Genomic DNA, 16,544 nt, shown 5'->3' with positions numbered 1-16,544 from the left:
TGCCCATAAAAAAGGCAAAACTCAACTTAGAATTTGTAAGATATCCATGAATTCGTACAGTTCATAATCGGCGCTTCCTTTTTCAGGAAATTGTTGCCCATATTTAGATAATGCAGTTTTTAAGCCAAGGTTTCTGGCTGGATTGATGTCTTTTTCAATGGAGTCCCCCACCATCAAGACTTCGCTACTGGGCAGGTTAGGCATTTCTTTTCGCAACATTGACAATGCCATCAGGATGGGTAAACCCGTGGTTTTGCTGCTGCCTGTGTCTTCAAAGCCAATTACGAATTTGAAATAGGATTCAAGCCCCATGCTTAGGAGTCGCTGGTAGGCTTTAGTTTTTGGGGCGTCTGTTACGATTGAGAGATACATGCCTTTTTGTTGCAAGGTTTCTAGTGTTGTTTGGACGTTTGGGTAGGGTTTTAGTGCATCTTTTTTTGCTTCTAAGTAGGCGTTGATTGCAGCGGCTAAGATTTTGTGGTCAAATTTGCCGTTGTCTTTTAAGAAATCCGAGAATGCACGGTCAGATTCTATTCCAAACTCAAAGTAAGCGTTCAAAAGCTGCTCATATGCTTGCGTTGTGTTCATCTGTAATCCTGCATTGACCATGGCGTTGGCGGCTGCTTTGACTGTTTGCTGTTTCATGGCGATAAAGTCAGCTAAGGTGTTATCTAAATCAAACAGGATTGCACGTATCTGCACCATGCCTACATGGTGTTGTTCTGTGGATTTTAACTCTTGCCCCTTTCATGGAAATTGGGAGAAAACAATTAAGACACCATGCCTTTTTTCCTTTGATGACCCAAGAAGTAACCCACGATCTTAAAGATTTACTCATAAAATTTGTAGATACCTACAGTGACATAGTGGACTTTGAGCTTGACCCAAACCGTGAACCCAAACTATGGTTCATGCCCCTAAAAAGTTACGAAACAAAAAAGGAAGCTGCACACTATTTTTTGCTTGCAGCATCTATTAGCGACTACAGCCTAACAGGTAACCCCAGAAACATCCGAATGTTACTCAGTCACCTACACGAAACCCTTGGTGGCAAACTCTACCAATCTAAAACCACCGCCGATTTTAAGCGGGAAATCCAGTTGTTTGAGGAAAAAACTCAGATGCTTGACCGCTTAGGCTTAGAAAAAGCGCAGATTCCAGAGGTTTTATGTTCAGTAAACAAGTTTGTTGCGCAAAAAGCCAACGGTGACCTTTTGGCTTATACGAGCCTATTAAATGAGCGGGGACTTAAACCCAAAGATTTCGTTCAACAACTTTCCTATGGTGTTAGACGAATGAACAAGCAGCATAAATCCAAGTCGTGGCGGTATCTGCGTTGGATGACCCGTTACGCGCCTGACCTTGGGCTTTTCCAGTTCAGCCCCCAAGACCTAATGGCGCCCCTCACCACTGCTACCTTCAGAGTTTACGTAGCCTTGGGTTTAAGCAGTAAAGAAAACCTGCATTTTGACCTTAACGCAAAAAACAGGCCGGAAAGCTGGTGGGACAGCACAAAAGAGTTTGATACAGACGCAGAAAAATTCGCCCAATTCGCCAAAACCCTTTTCCCACACGACCCTGCAAAGGTTGACTTTCCCTTCTATGTTCTGGGCAGTTGGCTGGAATACTCGGATTTAACAATTAACTCTGTTGAAAAATCAATTTGCTTCTTCATTAAAAAGCATCAAGAGTTTCTACAGCCGCTTATGCAGTACTTAACGGTGGTTTATCATTACAACAGAATCGGCGAACGCATTGAACCGGGCGCTTTTTCGGCTTTGGAGCTTGACGTTTATGATTTTCTGCGCAGTCAGCAGGTGATTTTTAATTATGAGTTTATGGAGTTTTCTCTTTCCAAAGATAATCCCATTTTGACGTATAAGCCTGATTTTCTGCTCCCCCAGTTCACTTTTCAGGGCAGAAAAGTGCTGCTTGAACCTCACGGCATAAAAAATAATCTCCCTGAAATCCTCTTTAAGCTGGCATGTTTTAGAGAGCATTACGGCGAGTTTTTCTGCCTAATCCTTATTGTTCCTGATTCTTACGTTAAAATAATTGAGGTTTTAGACCCTGAGCATAAATCCTTTGATTTTCTCTGGAAACAGAGCACCTATAAAATCCAGTTTGAAACCTTCCGTAGGTCATAGCATGACTAAATTAACCAAAAATCAGACTCAAAGAGAAAAAATGAAAGCACATGTTGTGTAGTCTAAACAGTTTACATTAGAGCAGCAATATACCCCAAAACCACCTGTGCAGGAAGCACAAAAACCCCAAAAAACAATCACCATCGACGAAGTTGGCTTTGCAATAAAAGAAGATGAGTTAAAAATTAACGTGTGCTTTAGTTTGCATCCATCAAGGATTCATTTTTCAAAGCTACATCTTGACTTATTTTTCCAAAACCAGTTGCTAACGTCCCCAGTACTCAGCATTCCCCAAGGGGCGCTTGCCACGGATACCTTTGAGTTTCCAAGCATTTTAGATATGAAAGGCATTGCTGAGGGGCAGTATCTGATTAAAGTGGAAATATTTGAAACTTGGCAAAATGAAAAATTCAATCATACCCAAAAAGACACTTTTATCCAGTATGTTCCTGTGACAAGGGCGGCTCGGTTGGTGAAGATTCCTACTGTTAAAAGCGTTGCTGGCAACGGGTTAAGTGTTGTTTTGCCTAATGTAAAGGGAATTTATGCAGAGATGACAAAAGAGTCCAAGAAAGAAGCATTAAGTAAACGGGACAAATGGTAACCCATAAAATTTATGCTTTAATCAGCATTTCATCAACATACTGGATAAAATCAGTGGTTGCCTCTATTTTTTCTCCAGTTACTTCAGAGAGGTTCTGGCAGAAAAGGTTGTTTAAAAAATTGTAACCTTCTGCCCCAAAGAATTTTTTTAGAGCTGCCTGTAAGCCTTGAAGGTTTGAAACCGCGTTTGCTCGAGTGTACCCATAGTTCTGTGCAAGATAGAACCAAAGGGATTCTTTAACACTCCCACCAAGCGCGCTAAACCCCATGTCAATTATTTTTAGAATCTCTTGCTCACTAATTATTTTTGGCAAATGCAACTCCTTCTTCTGCTCATTTAAAACGAGCAGACTTTTTAGATTGAAGCAGTTCTTTTCCTCTTGTCTCAATGAATGAAGCTACTTTTTGTTCACTGAATTTGCGTGATTCATCCTGCTGCTTGAGTAGTTCTTTGACTTTGTTTAGTAAGACTTCGCCTTCAACAGGTTTGAGGACAAATGCGTCAGCGCCTTCATTTACTGAGTCAATGGCGTTTTGCATGGATGGAAAGCCTGTGAGCATAATTTTAACCATGGGCGGAACGGTTTCCTTTAGGCTTGCAAGAAGTTTTGTTCCTTCAATATCGGGCAATCGCCAGTCGATTATTGCTAGGTTGTAGAAGTTGCTGTTGGATTTTGCAATTGCGCTTTGTCCGGTCTCAGCTTTGTCTACTATGTAGCCTTCTTCTTCCAGAAGCAGTGAAAGGGTTTCGCGTATGGTTTCGTCGTCATCAACAATTAATATTCTTTTTTGGTCACCCATTCTTGTTCACTTTATATTGAATCTTGCTAAATAATTAACTTATCTCCTAATTAATAGTCTTGTGGATTGAGAGTAAATAGTAAGAAACCAGTCCCTTTTTGCAATGCTTGTTATTTAAAAAAGGATAAATCCTCAAACATCACTAATTATTAGTAAATCTTCTCTTATCCAAATGAGAACTTGAAGTGTTAGGGAGGTGAAAGTATGGACCACACAATAGTCCACTTTGAAATTCCTGCACAAAACATTGAAAAACTAAAAAAATTCTACGAAGAAGTATTCAACTGGAAAATCATCCAAGCAGAAGGCCCAATAGAGTATTGGATAATCCAAACCGTACCCACAGACGAAAATGGCATGCCCAACAGACCCGGGGTTAACGGCGGAATGTACCACAAAATGACGGCAGAAAACAAGCCAGTAAACTACTTCGCGGTTGAATCAATTAATAATTACTTGGAAAAAATCAAGAAGTCAGGTGGAAAAGTGCTGCAGGAAAAACAAGAAGTCTTAAACGTAGGATGGATAGCCACAGTTGAAGACCCTGAAGGAAACATGTTTGCACTGCTTGAACCACTAAAACCTTAATTGCCAATTATTCCAGCGCCCTTAGCTGCCGACGCGCAAGCTGCATAACTCAGGTTCAACTTATGCAGGATAGTGTAGCGTTCAGGTCTAATTTTTGCTGCCATATCCAATGCTTTCACGACATCTTCATCTTTAACGCCCAGTTCCGTCGCTGTTGTAGGTGCACCTAACCGTTTAAGGGTGCTTCTGATTTTTTGCCAATTAGAACTATAAAGAAAAGCCGACAAAATCGAACCTACACCCACTTGCTCGCCGTGCATGGCGTGATGAGAATTAATCCTGTCAAGTGCATGACTAAATAGATGCTCTGAACCGCTGCATGGGCGACTGCTTCCTGCAATGCTCATCGCAACCCCACAGCTAATTAGTGCTTCTAACAAAATCCGCAGGCCCTCCTCGTTTCCCGGCTTAATTAAGCGCGCATTTTCAATAACCAGCTTGGTACTCATCAATGCAAGGCTTGCCGCATACTCACCATAGTACTCTTTTCGCTCTAAATGGGCAAGTTTCCAATCTTTTACTGCCGTGTATTTGGCGATGGTGTCTCCGCAACCGCTAATTACTGAACGCCAAGGTGCTTGAGATATAATGTCTGTGTCTGCAATAATTGAGAGGGGTGCTTGAGCCATAACTGAGTAGGGTTTATCTGAGCCTTTTATTGAGGCAAGTGGGCTGGCGATGCCGTCATGTGATACCGTGGTTGGCACGCTTACGAAGGGTAGGTTCTGGTTTGAGGCGCTGACTTTTGCTGCATCGATGATGGTTCCGCCGCCGACGCCGAAGACAACTTGGGGTTTTAGGATTTTTATTTCTTTTTCGATTAGTTTAATGTCCTTGGTTGTGATTGACTCCACAAGGCGAGCGTCAACTGTTAAGCCTGCATCTTCAAGGTAATCATAAACGGTACTTCCCGCAATTTTGTAACTTCTTGAACCTGAAACAATAAGTGCTCCACCTTTGAGATTGAGGCGCTCAACAACTTCGGTAACTCTGCTTATAACTCCTTTTCCAATAATGACCTCTCGGGGAAGCTGCATGTAATGATAAGCTGAAGTCATTCAATCACTTTATGATATACCTTGTCCACAAACGGGTTTAAAACTTTTTCAACCACAACCTAAGTCTGCACAAAAAACTGCAGGGTTTGCTTGTTGTCTTTTGTGGGTTTTGAAAAAGTGTTTTTGGCTTAAAGTGTGATTGTATGAGGTTAAACCAGCAGGGTTAATTGTTTGTTTGTGATATAGTTGAATATACGCTGTAACCATAGCGTCCTTCGTCGTAAGGTTTTTATTTCCCTCTTAAGTGTCTAAAGTAACACTTACGAAAAATCGTAAACGTAAAAAACGGATTGAACTAAATGGTAAGAAAAGCAAGAATACGCCTCACAAGCACAGATTACACAAAACTGGAAGATGTATGTGGAGAACTGAAAAATATCGCCCAGAAAACAGGCGTAAAAATCAATGGACCAGTTCCACTGCCAACCAAACGTTTACGCGTTCCAGTCCTTAAGGCTCCTTCCGGTTCAGGAACAGCCACATGGGACCGCTGGGACATGCGCATTCACAAACGCTTAATCGACATTGACTCAGAAGAGCGTGTTATGCGTCGAATTATGCGTATACGTGTTCCAGAAGAAGTTCACGTAACAATTGAGCTCATCTAATTTTTGAGTACTTTTTTTTGTTTATTTTTTATTTAGTAGCCTAAGCTATAGAGGGAGAAGTATAAAGAAATACTTTTGATTGGCAGCAGTTAACCAAAGAGTATCCAGTATGTGAAAATGGTTAAAATTACTGCAGGAATAAATGTGGCTGCCCAAACTTTCTTGTTTAAACTAAATACTTTAAAGCCATCCAAAACGCCAAATGGAATCATGTTAAAGACTGCCATGAAAGCGTTAATGTACGAAGCAAATAGCAGCATAACAAAGAATGGAAAACTCATAGGCAACACAAATGCTAAAGCTAGAAACGCAACTGAATAGATCATGTTAGTTATCACTCCACCTATAGAAATTTTCATCATGTCTTTGGGGTTAGGCATAGACCCGCCAATCATCATGGCTCCTGGCGCAATCATTTTGAAAGGCAAAAACACCGAGGCAAACGTTAACAATGCCCCCCATGTTGTCAGGCGAAACTCTGCCCACATTCCTGCTTTCTGCGCAAAAATTTTATGAGCAAATTCATGAGTCAAAAAGGTCACAGTTAGTAAAGTAGCAAAAACTGCCATAGCATCCAAGCCCCACCATGAAAAACCATAAAAAGCAATAGAAAATCCTATGCCGACAACAAGTGCCGCTGCGATTCCGATGTGCTGGACTTCTTTTTGGCTAAAGCGGATGTGGCTTTTTTTCTTGAACGGTTGACCGCCGAATGTGACCGAGTACTGGTATGAATTGTGTTTTGTCGCAAAATTATCCCCTACTGACGCGCGTCTTTGCGATTGTGCTTGCCCAATTTTGGGGCATTCGTGGTTTTCTGGAAGCCTGTGCGCACTGCAGAATTGTCCTCCGCAGTAGGGACATTGAAAAGGCATCAAGGTTTCAGTTCCACATTTCTGGCATTTCATGAGTCAGTTGCGCCTTCCCTTTGTAAGGAACATATTGATGCTTTAAATTTTTCCCCAAAATGCCCCGTTTTAACCTGAAAATAACCTCTATATCTCTCAACGATTTGCCTTAACTGGTGAGCGAACAAATAATATACCATAATAAATTAGCCCAAATACGCCCAACAAAACACACCACAAATAAACACTATACATAGACACGTCAAGCGCCAGTAGCGGATTTGCCGATAAAGGGAAGAATGGCTGTATTTCTGGGTAGATTAATGCGTCAAATAGGACGTGCAGTGAAGTGCCAAAGACGCCTGCAATCAGAAAAGATTTGAGTTTTAATGTTTTGTCGGTTTCCAGTTTTATTGTTCTGTAAACTGGTTGTAGGGGCGCTTCAATTAGGAACATAACGCTGCCCAAAAGCAAACCAACAGCCACTGCAGAAAGAAACGTGTGAACGTATCCATGTAAGGGATAGTGCAGCCCAAAAATCATGACCCCTAACGGTTCAACATCCAAAACAACATTGGCCAAGATGAATGTTGGCACATGCAGGTGCCTTCGAAGAGGAAGCCCCACGGCTAATGCTGGACCCAAATGAAGCGGCGTAAACGGCAAACACATCACCCATACCCCGTATGTTGCATACATTACTAATAACTTGCCAATAAAACGGGTAAACACCTCAGCTAAAACCTTAAAACCTGCAATTCTGAAAGGTAAGTATCAAGGGAAGAAAGAAGGGGTAAGCTTGAAACCGTTTAGTTTTATCCACGCATCCGATTTACACTTAGGTTACGCTCAGTACGGGTTAGAAGTGCGCAGGCAAGATTTTGACGCTGCCTTCTCTGAACTGGTGGATAAAACAATCCAGCATAAACCCGATTTTATGATAATTGCAGGTGACCTGTTCCATCAAGCAAGACCCACAAACGTCACCCTTGAAAGCACAATTAAAAGCTTCAAACGCCTAAAAGACGCAAACATCCCCGTACTAACCGTAGATGGCTCACATGACTGCGCCCCAAACAGCATAACAGGCACAATTCTCCACCCGCTGGACAGTGCAGGTTTAATCCATCACCTACCCCGCCACAGCGGCGCATGCTGGACCAAACCAGACTGCTGCTACGTCTATGGCATCCCAAACTATCGCAGCAAATACAAAACTGCTCAAGAACTTCCCAAATTCACAGTCATAAACCCGCCAAACCCAGACCCCGACCTCTGCAACATCTTCGTATTCCACGGCGCCGTAGACCTGCAAGGCGTAAAGCCGCCCTATATTGAAGCGGAACTTTCACCTGAACAGTTGCCTGACGGGTTTGCTTATTACGCAGCGGGGCACGTGCATGAGCATTTTTTGGGTGCTTTCAAATCGGGATATTTAGCCTACAGTGGCTGCACCGAAACCGCGGATTACCGCGAGGGCAAACTGCAAAAGGGCTTCTATCATGTGCAGGTTAACGCTAAGGGTGAGATTAAACCTGAATTTATGATGCTGGAGTCTCCCCGAAGTTTCATTGTTATTGATGACCAAGACTTCACAGGCATGTCCTCCTCTAAAATCACCGAACTCGCCGTTCAAATGGTCAAAAATTATGACCAAGAAAACGCCATCTTAATCCCAATCTTAAAAGGCACATTGCCCGCGGAAGCCAGCCGAACCGAAGTGGACATCGGAAAAATTCGTAGTGCAGCAGAAAAAGCCCTACTGGTTCACCCAGTTGTTCAGCTAAAAGAAAGTGTGGTTTCTGATGAGGTGGTTCGGAGCATTTTTGAGGGCGAGTTCAAAGACCTCAAAACCAAAGCGTTTGAGTATTTTTTGCAGATTTTTCAGGAACGCTACAGCAAAGAGGAAGCCGAAAAAATCGCTCATGGCGCCTTGGGCTTAATTGAACCCTTAAACAAGCGTCAAGAAGAAAAAGTGCGTCAAGAAATCGAGGAGCTGGTAAAATGAGAATCGAAATTGTCCAGCTCGAAAACATCCGCTCACACACAAAATCCACTGTGCCTTTCACAAGCGGCTTCAATTGCCTTGTCGGTGGCTTAGGCTGTGGAAAATCCAGTGTGCTCTACGCGGTTGATTTTGCCTTGTTTGGTGATGCGGTTGGTCGAAGTTTTGAGTATTTGCTTCGGGAAGGCGCGGAATCTTGTAAGGTAACTGTTGTTTTTTCGCAGAATGGCAACACTTACAAAATCATCCGTGGACTCAAGCGTCGTGGCAAAGGAATCAGCCAAGACTTTGACGACCTCAAACTATTCGAAGAAGACAAACTCATAGCCAGCCAAAAAAACGAAGCCATCGCCGAGCAAATTAAAATGATAACAGGCTTAAACAAGGACTTATACCGCGAAATCGTCTGGTTCCGCCAAGAACACCTCAAAGAACTCCTCGACGCGCCGCCACGGGACAGGCAAAGACGCCTAGATGAATTGTTTGGGCTCTCCGATTATGAAGCTGCATGGAGCAACATTGCCCAGTATCAGCGAGATTACGAAACTGAGAAGCGGGTGTTGGAAAAAGACCCTGACGTTAACAGTTTAGAAAAAATCAGTGGCGAATACAGCAAAGCCAGTGAAGAATACGCCTACCTTGAAATCGAATTGGAAGGCGCAGCTCAAAAACTGGCTCTTGCAAAAAAAAGCTTAGATGCTGCTGATGTGAAGCTTCGGATGCTGGAGCAGAAAAAGCTGGCGCTGGAGGAGCTCAAACGCAAAGAAACCCGTCTACACGCTAACTTAACTAACATTAAAAGTGCTTTTGCGCGGGCAACCCAGAACATCCAAGACAAAAAAACCGTAATTGACAACCTGCAATCCCGCCAAACCTCATTTGAGAACCAAACCAAACAATGCATAGTCAAGCTAGAACAGGCAGGATTATCTGCGGTTCAACTGGAAAATTTGGGTGAGTGCTTGAGTGAGTTTGATGAAAAAATCGGCAATCTCAAAGCAGAGCATGAGGCAACCCAGCGCAGCATGCAACAAGACCAAAAACGCACAATAGAATTAGCCAAAGAGTCCAAGTGCCCCCTGTGCATTCAGCCGTTAGACGGAGAATACAAGACCGATTTACTCAATCGGATTGAATACGAAAATTCTGAACGCACCAAACTACTTGCCCAGCTGAAAATAGATATTGCGGGTTTGCAGAAAAACAAGTTGCTCGTGGCTGAAGCAATTGGTAACCTGCAAACCGCCAGTACAAGAGCGTCGGATTTGAAGGTTCGATTAAGCGAAGAAGAAGTCAGTCTCAAAAAACTTGTGGGTGACTTAGAGGAGCAGCAACGGTTGCAGCTTGAAACGCAACTGCAGCATGAGCAGGCCGTGGCGGAGATTGTCCGTTTTGATTTATCAGAGCTTTCCGCAGCAAAAGAGCAGCGGGAAAACGCGTTTAAGCAGTTTTACGCGACCCAATCAGAGCTTCGAACTAAGGAGAACCGTAAAAAGGACCTGTTTGCCCGCTTAGATGATATCCGTGAACGCATCAATGTGGCGCAAGAAAAGCTGGAACGCGTTGAGAAGATTCGAAGAACAATCGAAATCCTGTCTGCCATCCGTGACTCCTACCGAAGCATTCAACCAAAACTTCGAAGCGAATTCATCAAGGTCCTACGCAATTTTGTCCAGCAGGTTCTTGACAGCCTTGTCGGAGGCGAAACCGCGTTGCTTAACATCACAATTGATGAAACTTACACGCCATACGTCAAAAGCGAATCAGGAACTAACCGCGAAGTCAGCAATCTCTCAGGCGGAGAACGCACACTTTTGGCTTTTGCGTATCGTTTGGGCTTGGGGCAGTTGATTATGCAGTCACGCACGGGACACGGCTTGGGCATGCTGCTGCTTGATGAGCCAACCGAGAACTTGGGTAGTGAAGACGGCAGCATCGAGCACCTCGCGGAAGCCATCAGCAAATTCAAAGCAATCGAACAAATCATAGCGGTCACTCACAGTGAAGCCTTTGCAAGCAAAGCCGAACACGCAATTAACCTTGAGAAAGAGGATGGCGTGAGCAAAATCTCAATACAACGCTAACAGCGTCTATATTTGGGTGAAGTTTTCGATGATTTCACTATTTCTGACCTCAGGATGAAACAGGACGCCATAGAGGGGTTTTTGCTTGTGCTTAATGGCTTGGCTACATCTGTCTGATTTGGCTAAAATTACAAAATTTTCGTTATCCGCAACCGTGAAGTTATGCAGACAATACGCCTTAAAACTACCAGAAAAAAGCGGGTTGGTTTCGTTGGTTGTGATTGGTGTCATGCCAATCTGTAGGCACGGTAGCAGCGGCACATCAAAAGCAAGACAAATTGCCTGCATTCCTGCGCAAATACCCAAAACGGGCTTATCAAAATCGTGCAACCACCTGAATTTTTCAGGATGCGTTGGAACTGTTTGGTCTTTTAGAGTGTTGCCTGACAGGATAACCCTGCTACATTGATCCAGTTCTTTTTGGGCAACCTCTGAGTAATGAATTATCTTGCATTCTTCACGTGGCACCGCAGCGGACACTATGGGCAACACGAACTCGTACTGTGCCAACGAATCCTTCTTCCAATTCAAATCCACAATCAAAATCATTTTGCCACAAACCCCGCTTTTAGAATCCTAAATACGCCGCTGTTGCCCCGCGCCACGGTCTCGGATTGTTGAATTTGGATTTTCTGCTTAAACAACGGCGCATCCAAAACGGTGGTTTCTATTTCGCCGCCCTCACCAGTGGGACTTAGCCCGATGGAATTTTGAAGCTCAACTAATCGGGTAATCATTTTTTGGTCAAGACGTTTTCCCAGCCACGACTCATCCAATGGATAAGCAAAAACCCCTGAAATCAAAACCTCAAAGCCCCGCTCCAAAAGCTCCTCCAGCAACTCGCGTTGGTCATGCTTCCACAACGGGTTAAAACACCACAAATCCAGCCGACTACAGATACGTTGCACCCGCTCAGACTGATAAACGGATTCCACCGCGCCCGTCACTACGCCCTCAATGCCAAGCGTCTCTTTAGCTTGCAGGATTGCTTTTTCTAAGTCGGCGAGTTCTTCCTCTTTTTTGCCTTCTGTTTCCACCGTAACCAGCGGTAATCCCAACGCCTCAGCTTGAAGGGCGGTGATGTCGATGTTTGGGGTGTGGAACATGAAGGATTCCTTGTTTTTGGATGCCACAGTGATTAGGCAGGTTACTTGCTCTTTTTGGGCTGCTATGTGCATTGCAAGCGTGGAATCCTTGCCGCCTGAAAATAGTATTCCCAGTTTCATCGTGACTATTTAGTTTAAAAGCGTCTTATATATTGTGAGGGGAATCATGTTATTTACCAGTTACTTACAAAAGAGTCGTTTGGGTCAATTTAGCATGAATATTGTTGTGATTAATGGAGCAAGACCGCAAGATAGTAAGGTGGATGAAACAAGCGACATCTTGCAGTCAGTGCTAAGTCAACTTGGAGATGTTACAGCCTATAAAATGCGTGACATGGAAATAGCTGACTGCATGGGCTGTTTTGCATGTTGGCTTAAAACACCCGGTCAGTGCATAATCAATGATGCGGGAAAAGAAATAACTCCCAAAATCATCAAATCAGACCTTAGAATTTTTGTGACACCAGTGGTTTTCGGCGGCTACTCTTATGAACTGAAAAAGATTCTAGACCGCGAGGGCCTTAGCGAACTGTTGCCTTTTCTGGCAGAATTTAACGGTGAAATCCATCATCCTCCACGCTACGATAAATGCTCACGCATAATCACAGTAGGTGTGTTGCCAAAGCCTAACCCTGAGTACGAGAGAATCTTTAAAACTCTGGCAGGACGCATCGCCCTAAATGCTCATGCACCCGCCTACGCCGTAGCAGTAATCTACAATGATGATTCCCCCGAGAAGATTCGTGAAACCATAAAAGGGCTCATCGCGGAGGCAGGAGTAAATTGAGAACCACAACCAAGCAGGCGTTGCTTCTGGTTGGCAGTCCTCGCGGTTTCAAAAGTTCATCCAACTCTATGGGAACCTATCTTCTGGATAAGTTTCATGAAGCAGGTTTTGAAACAGGCAAACTACATGTTCAGGCTGCAATGCGTTCTGAGGCAACAAAAAAAGCGCTACTACAGAAAACCCGTGAAAGCGACATCATAATCTTTGCGTTCCCACTATACATTGACAGTTTACACGCGCGGCTAATCCCCGCTTTAGAGATGATTGCGGAAGAAAACCAGAAATCAGCCCCGCCAAAGCAGACTCGGCTTGCAGTGATTGTTAACAGTGGTTTTCCAGAAGCCTTCCAGAATACCACTGTCGTGGATATCTGCCGCTGCTTTGCCTCTGAGGCGGGTATGCAGTGGGCTGGCGGATTAATGTATGGCGGCGGCGAAGCAATACATGGGGTACCACTTGAAAAGGCAGGGATGGCTGCTAAGAACGCCCGAAGCTCCTTAGATATCGCCGCTAAAGATTTGCTTGAGGGCAGGGCAATCTCCAAGGAAGCAGTAGATTTGATGGGAAAACTGGTGATTCCTCGATGGCTGTTTCTGCTGATTGCAAATCGCCGCTGGAAGAAAGAAGCAGAAAAACTGGGCACAAAAGACAAAATCGACATAAAACTATAACTCAAATCCTTTTTCTTATAAATTAAAAGAAAAAGAAACTGCCAGTTGAAATGGCAAGTTAGATTTTTACGTTGCAAACGTTTGGGACAGCTTTGAGTTTAGCAGCAATCTCAGGTGTGGCTTTCTGATGCAGCACATACACCGAGATTGCATAGCCGCTGTTAATTTGACGCGAGTAGTTAGCGCGTATGTTAATTTCGCTATCAGCTAGTACCTTGTCAATGTTAGCGAATACGCCGGGGACGTCTTTGTGGTGTATGAATAGGGTGTATACGGGTTTTTCTTCCACGTCAATGCTTTCGCCAGCGTTTATGGCATTGGTGAAGTCGCCGCCCATCAAATAGGCAATTACCACACGTGCCATCTCTGTTGCGGTTTCTCTTTGTCCCTCAACTGTTGATGCGCCAAGGTGACTGCTCATTACGACATTATTGAGTTCGCATAGTTTGTCGCTGAAGGGGTTGCCTTCTACTTTGGGTTCTTCTTTGTAGACGTCGGTGGCGTAGCCTGCGATTTTGCCTTCGTTTAGGGCATTGCAGAGTGCTTGCTGGTCAATGTTGTTGCCTCTGCTGGTGTTAATGATAAAAGCGGTTGGTTTCATGATGGCTAATTCTTTTTCGCCAATTATGATGTCTTTGCCGCCTGTGTGAACGCTGATGTAATCAGCATTTTTCAGAACCTCTTCTTTGGTTGCTAAGAATTTGATACCTGACTCTGGGCAAGGTCTAATGTCATAGCCAATCACGTCCATATTAAAGCCCAGTTTAGCAATTTGAGCCACTTTTTGGCCTATTCTGCCACAGCCAATTAAGCCTAATGTTTTGTAGGCTACTTCTCTGCCTTGAAGTTTCTTTTTAATCCAAACACCATTTTTCAGTGAATGATGTGCTTGAGGAGTGTTGCGTGAAATAGCCAGCATTAATGCGATGGTTAACTCTGCAACAGCGTTTGTGCTACCATAAGGTGCGGACTTTACAACAATGCCTAACTCGGAAGCTGCTGGAATGTCAATGTTGTCAACGCCGACGCCTGCGCGTCCAACGATTTTGAGTTTTCCTTTGGCTCCTGCCTCCAGAACCTCGCGGGTAACTTTGGTTGCGCTACGCACAATTAAGGCGTCAAAATCGCCGATTTCGGCAATTAGCGCGGTTGTGTCTCGTTTTTTGGCATCTGCTTCGATGCCTGCTTCTTGGAAGAGTGCTAAGCCTTCCTTTTCTAAGCCATCATTAAGCAATACTTTCATGGTAATCCCACAATCGATGAGTGGTTAATGTTGTATAATAAAGTATTCCCGACAAAACAAGGCGAACTTATGGTTTTGGTTTAACCTTTTTTGGTGTTTTGTAGCGGGTATTCATGATGTTGTAGGTTGATTTAACGTGGCAGTAGGGGCATTTTAGGGTTCGGTTGTTTCGGTTAATCAGCGAGGTGAGGGATGCACCGGGAATCCAGTGAAAATTAAACTGTTTACGACACTTGGGACAGGTTAGCCTTGATGTGTAGTGTGGACCGTACCTGGGCAGCAGAATAAAGAGCACTATAAAACCAATCATGATGACGGGAACCAGAATGTAAAACAGGTCCAAGAGCCTACCTCAACTCCAACAATTAACTTGGGGGTCTAATATAGGTTTAGCGCAAAAAAGAAAAAAGATAGGCTTAAGCCTTAGCGTAGTTAAGGGCTTCTTCCACGCTTTCAAAGCCATACTTAACGTTGATGAACTCTTTCTTAAGAGCCATCGCATCCACCTTAACCTGCGCTGGGGTACGTTTGCCCTTAATTACGTCCAGCATTAAGTCGCAGAGGTGTTTGATGTCACCTTCGCCCATGCCATGACGGGTTACGTCTTGGAAGCCAATGCGTAAACCTGAGGGGTTTTCTTTGCCGCTCTGATTATCATAGGGCAGTAGGTTCTTGTTTAGGATGATGTTTGCGTCTTCGAGGTCTTGTGCGATTTTGTTTCCGCCGCCATAACTGCGGATGTCAACGGCGAGTTGGTGGCTTCTTGTGAAGCCTTTGTGTTCGGCGATGACTTTTATGCCGTTCTCGCACAGGTATTGACCTGCGGTTTGGGCGTTTTTGACAATTTGGGCTGCGAGTTGCTGACCGAAAACCTTCATCTCCAATGCTGCAATTCCGAGTGCGGGGAGTCTGCCAAGGTGTGTGCTAGATGCACTCAGTGGGAAAATGGCGAACTGGATTTTCTTGACTGCCTTTTCGAGTGCAGGACTGTTTTTGTTGCCCATGACTACGCCGCCTTGGGGTCCTGGGAAGGTTTTGTGAGTTGAAGAAGAAATAAAGTCTGCGCCTTCACGAAGAGGGTCTTGGAATTGACCGCCCGCAATTAAACCCAGAACGTGGCTGGCATCATAAGCTACGTATGCGCCTACTTCATCGCAGACTGCTTTGAGTTCCTGTATTGGATGAGGGAACAAAAACAGGCTGCCGCCAAACGTGACGATGCCCGGTTTTGCCGCGCGGATAACGTAGGCGGATTTGTCGGGGTCAATGTTGAACTCGTCAATGTTATAAACGTGATTAATGTTGTCTAAACCTAAAATGTTACCTGCAAGCCCCGTGTAGTCATGGCTAATGTGCGCGCCGCAGCTTAGCGGGGTGACGACCATTTTGTTGTTTTTGGATGCCATGGAGAGGCCTTTGAATGTTGCTAGGTTTGCGTGGGTTCCAGACACTAAGCGCACGTCGGACCAGTCGCAGCGGAACAGGCTTTTCATGATGTCGGTTGTGGTGTCTTCGATTTGGCTCATGTATTTTTGGCCTTGATAGTAGCGTTTTTTAACGTGTCCTTCAAGGTCGTTTTCGCCTTCCGCGTACCTTACGGATAGGTCGTGGGACATGTCCAGCATCTGTTTAACCGCTGGGGATTTGGTGCCCTCGGATGCTATCATGTTTATGCATTCTTGGTCGCGGTACTGCTCATGAGTTTTGCTTGCCTCAATAAGGTGAGCCACTAAATCTTTCATGTTTTCCAATTTCTCTCTTCCCACGCTCTAAATTTAACATGGCAAATTAGGATTAGCAGTATTTAGCCATTACTAAACCCAAAACAAACTTTAAAGAAAAGAAAACACTTTCTCGCAGTAACAGTTTTTGGTTTAGAAATGCGTCATTAGCGACCTCCCCTCTATGGTTTCTGCAATGATTAACTATTAGGCTCCAAATAGGTTGGTGTGCTACGTGGGGCTTAGCTTGACTTTTTTCTGGTTTCCATTTAGT

19 protein-coding genes are annotated in these 16,544 nt (G+C 44.2%); 8 read left to right on the top strand and 11 right to left on the bottom strand.

Going from position 1 to position 16,544, the window contains the following annotated elements; translation table 11 throughout:
* Positions 1–21: 21 nt before the first annotated feature.
* A complete protein-coding gene (locus NWF01_11355) occupies positions 22–705 on the bottom strand; it encodes an HAD-IA family hydrolase (protein MCW4025612.1) in 684 nt (227 codons plus the stop codon).
* A gap of 92 nt (positions 706–797) precedes the next feature.
* Here NWF01_11355 and NWF01_11350 point away from each other — a divergent pair, with 92 nt between their 5' ends.
* Complete coding sequence (locus NWF01_11350; GenBank protein ID MCW4025611.1) at positions 798–2,147, top strand: DUF2400 family protein; 1,350 nt, start codon at positions 798–800, stop codon at positions 2,145–2,147.
* A 106-nt stretch (positions 2,148–2,253) separates the two neighbouring features.
* Complete coding sequence (locus tag NWF01_11345; GenBank protein MCW4025610.1) at positions 2,254–2,751, top strand: hypothetical protein; 498 nt, start codon at positions 2,254–2,256, stop codon at positions 2,749–2,751.
* Between the two features lie 10 nt (positions 2,752–2,761).
* Here NWF01_11345 and NWF01_11340 read toward each other — a convergent pair whose 3' ends face one another.
* Both NWF01_11340 and NWF01_11335 read right to left on the bottom strand, forming a co-directional pair.
* Positions 2,762–3,064: a hypothetical protein gene (locus tag NWF01_11340; protein MCW4025609.1), complete on the bottom strand. Its 303-nt coding sequence runs from the start codon at positions 3,062–3,064 to the stop codon at positions 2,762–2,764.
* 19 nt (positions 3,065–3,083) lie between these two features.
* Positions 3,084–3,551, bottom strand: a complete 468-nt coding sequence (locus tag NWF01_11335) for a response regulator (GenBank protein MCW4025608.1) — start codon at positions 3,549–3,551, stop codon at positions 3,084–3,086.
* Between the two features lie 204 nt (positions 3,552–3,755).
* Between NWF01_11335 and NWF01_11330 the strand changes: the two genes are divergently transcribed.
* Complete coding sequence (locus NWF01_11330) at positions 3,756–4,139, top strand: VOC family protein (GenBank protein MCW4025607.1); 384 nt, start codon at positions 3,756–3,758, stop codon at positions 4,137–4,139.
* Here the strand turns inward: NWF01_11330 and NWF01_11325 are convergent.
* The gene (locus NWF01_11325; GenBank protein MCW4025606.1) at positions 4,136–5,197 is read right to left on the bottom strand and encodes an NAD(P)-dependent glycerol-1-phosphate dehydrogenase; all 1,062 of its coding nucleotides are present in this window, start codon (positions 5,195–5,197) and stop codon (positions 4,136–4,138) included. The genes NWF01_11330 and NWF01_11325 overlap by 4 nt on opposite strands.
* Positions 5,198–5,496: 299 nt before the next feature.
* Between NWF01_11325 and rpsJ the strand changes: the two genes are divergently transcribed.
* Positions 5,497–5,805 (top strand): 30S ribosomal protein S10, encoded by a 309-nt coding sequence (gene rpsJ / locus NWF01_11320; GenBank protein MCW4025605.1) that lies wholly within the window; start codon positions 5,497–5,499, stop codon positions 5,803–5,805.
* A gap of 89 nt (positions 5,806–5,894) precedes the next feature.
* On the opposite strand, the gene NWF01_11315 is transcribed toward rpsJ, so the two are convergent.
* Together NWF01_11315 and NWF01_11310 are read right to left on the bottom strand one after the other, a co-directional pair.
* The gene (locus NWF01_11315; GenBank protein MCW4025604.1) at positions 5,895–6,713 is read right to left on the bottom strand and encodes a hypothetical protein; all 819 of its coding nucleotides are present in this window, start codon (positions 6,711–6,713) and stop codon (positions 5,895–5,897) included.
* Between the two features lie 96 nt (positions 6,714–6,809).
* Positions 6,810–7,319 (bottom strand): hydrolase, encoded by a 510-nt coding sequence (locus tag NWF01_11310; protein MCW4025603.1) that lies wholly within the window; start codon positions 7,317–7,319, stop codon positions 6,810–6,812.
* A 133-nt stretch (positions 7,320–7,452) separates the two neighbouring features.
* Here NWF01_11310 and NWF01_11305 point away from each other — a divergent pair, with 133 nt between their 5' ends.
* Positions 7,453–8,661 (top strand): DNA repair exonuclease, encoded by a 1,209-nt coding sequence (locus tag NWF01_11305; GenBank protein MCW4025602.1) that lies wholly within the window; start codon positions 7,453–7,455, stop codon positions 8,659–8,661.
* A complete protein-coding gene (locus tag NWF01_11300) occupies positions 8,658–10,742 on the top strand; it encodes an SMC family ATPase (protein ID MCW4025601.1) in 2,085 nt (694 codons plus the stop codon). Before NWF01_11305 ends, NWF01_11300 begins: the two co-directional genes overlap by 4 nt.
* A gap of 6 nt (positions 10,743–10,748) precedes the next feature.
* On the opposite strand, the gene NWF01_11295 is transcribed toward NWF01_11300, so the two are convergent.
* Both NWF01_11295 and NWF01_11290 read right to left on the bottom strand, forming a co-directional pair.
* Positions 10,749–11,291 (bottom strand): hypothetical protein, encoded by a 543-nt coding sequence (locus tag NWF01_11295; GenBank protein MCW4025600.1) that lies wholly within the window; start codon positions 11,289–11,291, stop codon positions 10,749–10,751.
* Entirely contained in the window at positions 11,288–11,968 is a 681-nt protein-coding gene (locus NWF01_11290; GenBank protein MCW4025599.1) for a diphthine--ammonia ligase, read from the bottom strand. Before NWF01_11290 ends, NWF01_11295 begins: the two co-directional genes overlap by 4 nt.
* Before the next feature lie 94 nt (positions 11,969–12,062).
* Between NWF01_11290 and NWF01_11285 the strand changes: the two genes are divergently transcribed.
* Positions 12,063–12,635: an NAD(P)H-dependent oxidoreductase gene (locus NWF01_11285; GenBank protein MCW4025598.1), complete on the top strand. Its 573-nt coding sequence runs from the start codon at positions 12,063–12,065 to the stop codon at positions 12,633–12,635.
* On the top strand, positions 12,632–13,306 hold the full coding sequence (locus tag NWF01_11280) for a hypothetical protein (GenBank protein MCW4025597.1): 675 nt from the start codon (positions 12,632–12,634) through the stop codon (positions 13,304–13,306). The genes NWF01_11285 and NWF01_11280 overlap by 4 nt, the downstream gene beginning before the upstream one ends.
* Before the next feature lie 58 nt (positions 13,307–13,364).
* On the opposite strand, the gene NWF01_11275 is transcribed toward NWF01_11280, so the two are convergent.
* From NWF01_11275 to NWF01_11265, 3 genes are all read right to left on the bottom strand, one after another.
* Positions 13,365–14,549, bottom strand: coding sequence for an ACT domain-containing protein (locus tag NWF01_11275; protein MCW4025596.1), 1,185 nt, complete (start codon positions 14,547–14,549; stop codon positions 13,365–13,367).
* 67 nt (positions 14,550–14,616) lie between these two features.
* Positions 14,617–14,892 (bottom strand): hypothetical protein, encoded by a 276-nt coding sequence (locus NWF01_11270; GenBank protein ID MCW4025595.1) that lies wholly within the window; start codon positions 14,890–14,892, stop codon positions 14,617–14,619.
* 73 nt (positions 14,893–14,965) lie between these two features.
* Complete coding sequence (locus tag NWF01_11265; GenBank protein ID MCW4025594.1) at positions 14,966–16,291, bottom strand: serine hydroxymethyltransferase; 1,326 nt, start codon at positions 16,289–16,291, stop codon at positions 14,966–14,968.
* Between the last annotated feature and the right edge of the window lie 253 nt (positions 16,292–16,544).

Source organism: Candidatus Bathyarchaeota archaeon, assembly GCA_026014585.1.
In the GTDB taxonomy this organism is placed as follows: Archaea; Thermoproteota; Bathyarchaeia; order Bathyarchaeales; family Bathycorpusculaceae; genus Bathycorpusculum.
Note: the sequence above shows the minus strand (reverse complement) of the source record. Positions and strands in the feature narration are given on the sequence as shown.